The following is an 8,044-nucleotide window of genomic DNA, read 5'->3' on the forward strand; positions in this document are numbered from 1 at the left end:
TCTCGACCCGGCCGGATCGTCGGATCCTCAATTACGAACATAACGGGGTCCAGATCACGGTGACGCCTTCGGTGCGCGGTCTGGCGACGATCCACGACAAGGACATCCTGATCTTTTGTATCAGCCAGTTGATGGCGGCGATCAATGCGGGCCGGACGGTCAGCCGGGTGTTGCATCTGAAGGCGCATGATCTGCTGGTGGCCACCAACCGCGAAACCAGCGGCGATGGATACAAACGCCTGCGCGAAGCGTTCGAGCGGCTGGCCGGCACAAGGATAACCACCAACATCGTCACCGGCGAGAAAGAGACCACCACCGGCTTTGGCCTGATCGAAAGCTGGGAGATCGTCCGCCACACAAGGGCGGGCCGGATGGTCAGCGTCAGTGTGAAACTGTCGGACTGGCTGTTTCGGGCGGTATTGGCGAAATCGGTCCTGACCCTCAGCCGCGATTACTTCCGCCTGCGCAAACCGCTCGAGCGGCGGATCTATGAGTTGGCGCGCAAACATTGCGGCCGTCAGCCCGAATGGCGGATCTCGGTCGAGGTGCTGTTGAAAAAGTCCGGCTCGGCCTCACCCCGGCGGGTGTTCCGCAAGATGATCCGTGACATGATCGCAGCCGATCACCTGCCCGATTATGAGATGACCGAAGAGCCGGGCGACCTGATCCGGTTCTCGCGCCGGGGTCAGGTGGTTGAGGGGCCGGACAAGCCGGTCCTGCCGCCGCAGGCGCTGGAGGAGGCCAGGGCGATGGCGCCCGGCCGCGATGTCTATGCGCTGGAAGCGGATTGGCTGGCTTATTGGGCCGCGTCAGGCCGCCCACAGATCAGAAACCCGCAGCGGGCGTTTCTGGGCTATGTGGCCAAGCGGGTCGCCGGACGGGACTAGGCGCTTAGCTGGAATAGGCGGGGTTTTGTTTCTGCACGCGTGTCTTCACGATTTTGACAGCGCCGATAACAATGAGAGCTGCAATGATGAACAGCCAGCCGAAGAGGATGTAGCTGCCCAGAGCCATCAGGATGGACGCACCGGAAATCAAAGCAAACCCGCCGGCGCACAGGCCAACTAGAATGGCTATCCCGATAATTCCAATCATCTTCTCCAAGTCCTCCGGCTATGGTCTTGGTCTGGTCAAACCCAGGTGGGCGCCGTCATGCCATTGAGCAGATGCCCAAAATGATTCCGCGATGAAATCATGGCAAAACTTTGAACCACCAGAGGTTAAAATTTGGTTATTTTTACCGGAAGGAGCATTGCTCCACTACTCGTGCGACACTGCGTGTTTTTTTGTTGAGACATGAACATGTCTTGCTTTTCTGATGTGTAACTTATGAGGGACAGCCATTTATGGCAATGGAGGTTCGTCAAGACGTGCAAAGGTCCGCCTATCTTGATTTCAGAATGCAGCCGGTTTCGCCCATGGCCATTTTGACCGGTGCCGCCAGAAGGGCGCTTGGATCTACCCCAACAGATCCGTTGCCGGGTTTTCTGCGATATCCACGTCGTCATAGTATTTCTGCGCCTGCGCCACAGATCGGTGTAGCGACAGGCGCATGGCAGCCTGGATCGGCGCACCGTCCAGCGCGGCCTGGGTCAGAAAACCCGAGCGCAGCCCATGCGGCGAGGCAAACCCCTCGGGTAATCCGGCCAGCCTGAGACGATGTTTCACGATCTGATAGATCGCATCCGGGGTCAGGCGGCGTTTCAGCACCCGATCCGCCTTGGAGATCGGGCGGAAGAGCGGTCCGTCGGCAATCTCACCAACCTCGATCCAATGCACCAGCGCCTGCGCGGCGCGGCCTTTCAGGATCAGGCGCGGCGTCTCTCCCTTGGCCGTGGTCTTGGTTTCCAGCAGCGACAGCCAGGCGACGCCTGATGTGTCGAACTCCTTCAGCGAGACATCTTCGCGCATCAACCCGGTGATCTCGGACCGGCGGCGCCCGCCGCTGGCCCAGCCCAGCATCAGGATCGCCCGGTCGCGGCAATCGCGCCGCGACCCCCGGCAGGTGGCCAGCAACTGTTCCAGCACGCCACGGGTGATGGGATGGGCGGATTTCGGGGCAGGGGGGCGGGCGGCCGCCCGGCGCGCCTTGGCCCGGGCCTGTTTGACCTGCGGCGCATCAAACGGGCTGGTCAGGTTCTTCATACGGTGAAAGGCCAGCCAGGAGGCGATGCGCCGGTCCAGCGTCGACGGCGCCGGGCAGGCCAGCGATTTGCGCAGCCCCTGCGCAATCAGCACCTCCGCGGTTTGACGCGCAATATCCTCATCGGGCGCATCACCCAGATCGCGGGCATGATCGAGGATGAAGGTCAGCGCCGTGGCCTCGGATTCCGGCCAGTCCAGTGGCGCCCCGAAGCGCGCCATTTTCCACGCCGTCACATAGATCAGATCGCGTTCATAGGCGCGCAGCGTGTTGGCGGGGGTGCCGCGGATATAAAGATCACTCAGCGCGTCCTGATCTGCCTGCGACAGGGCAGGGGCGGGGCTGGGGAGATATGGGGCAGGGGGCTTCATGGCCGCCACTCTGCGCGCATTTCGCGGCAAAATCAATCACTGCTGATAAGGGTTACTTATCGAATATGAATGAAAGATATCCAGATCAGGCAACAAGTGAACAAAACGAGTGAATTATGAGCGTAATATCGGCAGGGCTTCTAATTTGTTAAGCCCGCTGAAGCAAAAGGATCGTGACTTTGGCCCTTTCCTCCTGCGCCACAACGTACTCGGCCGCAGCCCTCGACCATGCCGGCGCAAAGCCCGGTTCTGAAACAGTCTGAGCGGATTTGGCGGCCTCTTACCCCGCCTGTTCGACCTGCTCAGGAGTGCGGTCTATCTGAGGGGTTCGCATCTCGGTTTCCGGGGTTATGTGCCGGAGCTTGCGCCAGACATCGAAATGCAGAATTCCGCGAAGAACCTGTTGGGCCAGATCGAACCCGTATTTCAACGGTCCCAGCGTCGCCACAAGATCGGCCTGAAAATCAAGCAGGTCGTCGCGGTCAGAAGCATCATATCCCAAAAGCCCCTCATAAAAGAGGCTGCCTTCCAGCGCGACTTTTTCTTCTATCAGGCTGCGGTTGAGCCAGCGCAATCCGCTGGGTACGTCACGGCATGACATGGTGTCATGCTTCCAGTAAGGCGCAGAGGACAGATGATCGAGTTGTGTGACAAGGCCGAAACGTCGCCGTTGGTCGGGTTGCAGTACGGGCATGGACACCATGCGGGTGTTGAAGCCTCCGCCAAAGAACAGGTCCGGCGGCGCTTCTTTCAAACGTTTCAGTGTTTCGCGCAGGCTGGCTTTTGTCTCACCCGGGAAACCCACAATCAATGTAATGGCCGTTGTCAGCCCCGCTTCGCGGCAATTGATCAGCGCCTGAACATTGTGCCCGACATCGGATTTCTTGTTCATGTTGTCCAAAACGCCCTGATCGCCGGTCTCGTATCCGATATGCACCAGCTGGCAGCCTGCCGCTTTCATCAACGCTGCGGTGCCCGGTTTGGCAAGATCGCCCGCACGCGCATAGCAGGTCCAGCCGACCGGGCTGCCTGCTTCGATCAACAGCTCGCACAATTCCTTGAGGCGCTTGGGCGGGATGGTGAACAGGCTGTCCATGCAATTGATGATCTTTGCTCCTCCCTTGGCGTAGATCATCCAGTCGTCGAAAATCTTCTGGGCGGATTTGACCCGGAACATGGTGTCTTCGAACAGGAAGGGGAAATTGCAGAAAGAACACCGATAGGGGCAGCCGCGGACGGATTCATAATTGATCATCTCGAAACTGCGGCCGTGATATGCCTCGGCCAGTTTCCAGTCCGGAGTGGGCAGCCAGTCGAGGCTTTTTCCGGATGGGCTGCCGCTGTAGACCAGCGTATTGCCCAGACGTTCCACGATGCGACCGTTTTCCGGGGGTTCAATGTCGCGATAGCCGCTTTTGATCCAGCGTGCCAATACGGGAACAAGCATTTCCCCATAGCCGATGGCGACAAGATCGGCACCCGGAACATGTGTCCAGTCATCATGCAGAAGTGAAACCAGGGCCCCCCCGACAACAACCTTGTTATGGGGTCGTTTCAGCATCTTAACCAGCGGTATGAGCTCGCTCATATCTCGCATCAATGTGCTTGAAACAAAGACGCATTTGCATTCACCCAGAAGTCGGTTGCGTGTTTCGGCATCAGCAAGTCCGGCGAAAGTGGTCGCTTCAAAAGCAATCCCTTCCTTGCGCAGATCGCCTGCAAGCACGACTTCGGTCAGTTCAGGAGCGCTGACATAGGATTGAGATGAAAAATACCGCTCGACTGCGGCGCGGTAAGGCGCCCGCCGGAATTTCGGCCGCCGCTTGAAAAGTGCGCGGGCCAACAGCATTTCGGCGCTGACCGCCTTCAGCGCCACATCCTGCCAGATGGCCGAGGACGTGCGCATGATGCCCAATTGTCGGCCAAGGGCATCGACGATGGTGCTGTTGCTTTCCACCATGCTGCCGCCAACCGTAGCCCCACCCGTGACGATGAGAACCTTGTCGGTTACGGCTGTTTCAGTGTTTTCAAAATTTTCTTCGCCAGCAGGCTGGCCAATTGCTTCGTACATTCACTCACCCTCCAGACGTATCTTTGTCGAGGATACCTTTGACGTACTGCGCACCTGCCATATGATGGCCATGTTTTAGTATGGCTCAGCCTTGAACAATATCAGATCAGAGGCGCGGAGTCTGTAATCTATTGTGTACAACCCTTTCCGGTCGCAGGGGCACATGGTGCCCGCATGCGCCCGGACAAGGGAGAGTAAGGGGTTTCGTCCATGACGTGTGTTACGGGGCAGCCGGGGATACATCCGAATGCTGCGGCCGGGTCATCCACCAGACAGTTGCGAATTTTGCAACTGGGGCCTGCGTTCGAACGAGGTGGAATTCAGCGCCATATTCTGGATCTGACAGATCATCTGCGGGATCGGGGGCATCATGTCGAACTGGGTGGATCGCCTGGTCCATGGGGCCAGGAAGGGCGCGATCTCGGGTTTCATGCGTTGGACCTGAAACATGTGTCGGACGATGAGGGTCTCAGCATGACGAGACGGCTTGGAGCCGCCATGGGGTGCGTGCAAAAACTGCGAAAGATCGTCGCCCGCGGCCGTTTCGACGTTGTTCATTCTCACGAAACCGCCCCCGCACTTGTGGCCCGGCTGGCGCTTGCCGGTCAGCCGACACGTCGCCTTTTCACCTTCCATGGTTCGACGCCCGAACGGTATGGCGGGGTGGCGCGCAGTGCTCAGTTTGCGGCGCATGTCACCGCCTGTCCCAGCCGTAAAACCCTCGATGAACTGATTGCGCGTGGCCTGCCGCGGGCGCGCACCGCCCAGCTTGGGCTTGGTGTGCCGCCGCCACCGGATCAGGATCCCGCCGCAGTTCTGGCGCTGAGACAGGAGCTTTTGCGCGATGGGGAAGGCGTGCTGATTTTCAGCCCGGCCCGGTTGGATCCGCAAAAAGGTATCGACGTGATGATCGATGTCTTGGCCCGGCTGGTGAAGGTCCGGCGCGATATCGTGATCGCATTGGCTGGCCACGGCCCTCTGGCGGACGTGCTTTCGGGCTGGATTGCTTCGGCCGGGGTGCGTGACAACATCCGGGTTCTGGGGCCGATCGATACCGTCCCCCTGCATATGGCCGCCGCGGATTTCATGCTGCTCACGTCCCGGTGGGAGGCTCTGCCGATTTCAATCGTCGAGGCCTTTCACGCCGGTTTGCCCGTGATAGCGACCGATTGCGGCGGTGTGAGTGAGCTTGTGTCGGACCGGGTTGGGCGGCTTTGCCCTGTTGGTGATGTCGAAGGGCTGACGGCTGCCGTTCTGGAACTGGCAGGGGACGAGGGGCTGCGCAAAACCCTGGGGGCCAACGCCCGCGCATTGGCACGTGAGGACCGTTTCGACCCAACCCATGTGCATGAACGGATCGAACAGATTTATCGGCAGATGCTGGATGGTGTGGCCTGACAGGGCGCATGAAATGGAAACAATAAGGGGATACTTTGTATATTGTCGAGTATTTGGGCTGCTTTGAGGTGAAACCGCCTGCATCCGAGCCTTGTGTCAGTAAGCGCCCCGGATACGGTGGGATGCGAAAGAAGGACCGGCACCTGCATGCGCCGCGTCCAGGCCGACGATTTTGCCGGGTGCCTGACCTGAACCGAGTGGACTGGAGAAGCCCATGAAACAGCCTTCCCCCGCGCTTGACCGCAACGATCTGGCAATACTCCTGTTCATTCTTCTTCTTGCCGCAGTCCTCAGAAGCGCCGGGCTGAATGCGCCCCTGTGGTATGACGAAATCCGGACCGTCGATACGCATGTCAGCCTTCCGTGGAATGAGATGATGCGCGAATATTCGATGAACCATCATTACTTTTTCAGCATGAAGGCAAAGCTGGTTTCCCAGATATTCGGAGATCAGGCCTGGGCATACCGGTTTCCGGCCGTCCTGTTTGGCGTCGGTCTTGTCGGGGTAATCTGGTGGCTGGCAAAAGAGGTTGCAGACAGCACGATTGCGCATGTTTCTGCCTTGCTGGTGGCCCTGTCCTATCATCAGGTCTGGTTCTCTCAGAACGCGCGCGGATATACCGAGCTTGCATTCTGGAGCACGCTTGGCTTCATTTTCTTTCTGCGGGGGATGCGCCAGCCAGCGACCGGCACCTGGGTTGCGTTCGGCTTTACCGCCGCGGCCGCTGTTTTCACGCATCTGACTGGTGCATTTTTCTTTGTTGCACTGGGCCTCATCTGGCTGCTTTCCCTGGTGACCGGGTTCGGCCGGGGCGCTTTGACCCGCGAATGGGTGCTGCATCCGCTGGTGGGTGTTGCGGTTGCGCTGGTTCTGGTCCTGTTCGCGTATCTGCCGATCTTGCCAAGCATTGCAGGCACGGTGAGCGAGGTTTCGGCGACATCCGCCGTGGACCCCATGCAGGAATATCAGAACCCGCTCTGGACAATTGTCGAAGGTTTGCGGACCGCGGTTGGGGATACCGGCCCGCTGATGTTGTTCATCGCGATCGGTGGGCTGGCCGTCATCGGCTTCGGTGCGGTGGGGGCGCATGCGGTGCAGCCGTTGTTTTTCCCGTCCATCGCCATGCATATCGCCGTGACGCTGCTGCTTCTGCTGTCACTTGAGATGCGGATCTGGCCGAGGTTCTTTTTCGTCGATATCGGGCTGATCCTTATTCTGGCCGTTGTGGGGTGTCGATACGGTGCTGATACGGTGGCACGGTGGGCTCAACAGCCCCGGTTTGGATCGCCGCTCTTTGCGTTGGGCGTTCTGGCGATGATCGTGGTGTCCGTGTTCCTGGTGCAGCGGAACTATTCTGCTCCGAAACAGGATCTGGCGGGGGCTTTTGCGCTTGTGGAAGAAACCCGCAGCCCGTCAGAACGGATATATGCGATCAACCCGGGCGGCCCCCTTTTCGAAGACCATTTCGACGCCGACTGGGGAACCATCGGGGATGCGCAGGACTATTCCGAGGCAATGGCCCAACCTGGCCCTGTGGCGCTGGTTGTTCTGTTCCCCGACCGGATGTTCCGTGCCATTCCTGATCTGCAACGTGATGCGGAAGGGCGGCTGGAACGCGTGCACGCGTTTTCCGGGACACTGGGGGACGGGCAGGTTCTTGTCTACCGGCGCAGATGAGGCCGAGGGATCAGGATGAATGACCGTCCAGGGGCTCAAACCCCAGGCTGCTTTCGACAATGTAAAGCGGGCGTTTCTGAGCCTCTGCATAAAGCCGCCCCAGATATTCCCCGATGACGCCCAGCACGACAAGTTGCAGGCCACCGATCAACAGCACTGCAACCATCAATGAGGCATAGCCGGGTACATCCACCCCGTAAACAAGGGTGCGTGAGATCAGGAAAACACCATAGATGATCGCGGCCAACGCAGTCAGCATGCCGACATAGCCCGCAATCCTGAGAGGTACGGTGCTGAACCCGGTAATACCGTCCAGCGCAAAGTTCCAAAGGCGCCAGTAGTTGAATTTGGTCTGCCCCGCCGCACGCTCGGGGCGGTCATAC

General features: G+C 59.2%; 6 protein-coding genes and 1 pseudogene. 3 read left to right on the forward strand and 4 right to left on the reverse strand.

Features of this window, described 5'->3' with window-relative positions; all coding sequences use genetic code 11:
* A partial coding sequence (locus AC2FNN_RS20680) for a replication initiator protein A (RefSeq protein ID WP_496760307.1) occupies positions 1–887 on the forward strand: 887 nt, incomplete at its 5' end.
* Positions 888–891: 4 nt separating this feature from the next.
* Here AC2FNN_RS20680 and AC2FNN_RS20685 read toward each other — a convergent pair.
* The 3 genes from AC2FNN_RS20685 to AC2FNN_RS20695 form a co-directional block, all read right to left on the reverse strand.
* The gene (locus AC2FNN_RS20685; RefSeq protein WP_171120538.1) at positions 892–1,095 is read right to left on the reverse strand and encodes a hypothetical protein; all 204 of its coding nucleotides are present in this window, start codon (positions 1,093–1,095) and stop codon (positions 892–894) included.
* Positions 1,096–1,458: 363 nt separating this feature from the next.
* Complete coding sequence (locus AC2FNN_RS20690) at positions 1,459–2,514, reverse strand: tyrosine-type recombinase/integrase (protein WP_496760308.1); 1,056 nt, start codon at positions 2,512–2,514, stop codon at positions 1,459–1,461.
* Between the two features lie 280 nt (positions 2,515–2,794).
* Positions 2,795–4,585: a B12-binding domain-containing radical SAM protein gene (locus tag AC2FNN_RS20695; protein ID WP_496760309.1), complete on the reverse strand. Its 1,791-nt coding sequence runs from the start codon at positions 4,583–4,585 to the stop codon at positions 2,795–2,797.
* A 210-nt stretch (positions 4,586–4,795) separates the two neighbouring features.
* Here AC2FNN_RS20695 and AC2FNN_RS20700 point away from each other — a divergent pair, with 210 nt between their 5' ends.
* On the forward strand, positions 4,796–5,983 hold the full coding sequence (locus AC2FNN_RS20700; protein WP_496760310.1) for a glycosyltransferase family 4 protein: 1,188 nt from the start codon (positions 4,796–4,798) through the stop codon (positions 5,981–5,983).
* A gap of 214 nt (positions 5,984–6,197) precedes the next feature.
* On the forward strand, positions 6,198–7,661 hold the full coding sequence (locus AC2FNN_RS20705) for a glycosyltransferase family 39 protein (protein WP_496760311.1): 1,464 nt from the start codon (positions 6,198–6,200) through the stop codon (positions 7,659–7,661).
* Between the two features lie 10 nt (positions 7,662–7,671).
* Here the strand turns inward: AC2FNN_RS20705 and AC2FNN_RS20710 are convergent.
* Positions 7,672–8,044 (reverse strand): annotated as a pseudogene (locus tag AC2FNN_RS20710) (glycosyltransferase); the annotation flags it as partial.

The organism is Ruegeria sp. BHSA118 (assembly GCF_059613405.1).

Bases quoted from the DNA above. Each gene is read 5' to 3' on its own strand.
- AC2FNN_RS20700 (WP_496760310.1), top strand. From the start codon at position 4,796: ATGACGTGTGTTACGGGGCAGCCGGGGATACATCCGAATGCTGCGGCC.
- AC2FNN_RS20690 (WP_496760308.1), bottom strand. From the start codon at position 2,514: ATGAAGCCCCCTGCCCCATATCTCCCCAGCCCCGCCCCTGCCCTGTCG.
- AC2FNN_RS20705 (WP_496760311.1), top strand. From the start codon at position 6,198: ATGAAACAGCCTTCCCCCGCGCTTGACCGCAACGATCTGGCAATACTC.
- AC2FNN_RS20685 (WP_171120538.1), bottom strand. From the start codon at position 1,095: ATGATTGGAATTATCGGGATAGCCATTCTAGTTGGCCTGTGCGCCGGC.
- AC2FNN_RS20695 (WP_496760309.1), bottom strand. From the start codon at position 4,585: ATGTACGAAGCAATTGGCCAGCCTGCTGGCGAAGAAAATTTTGAAAAC.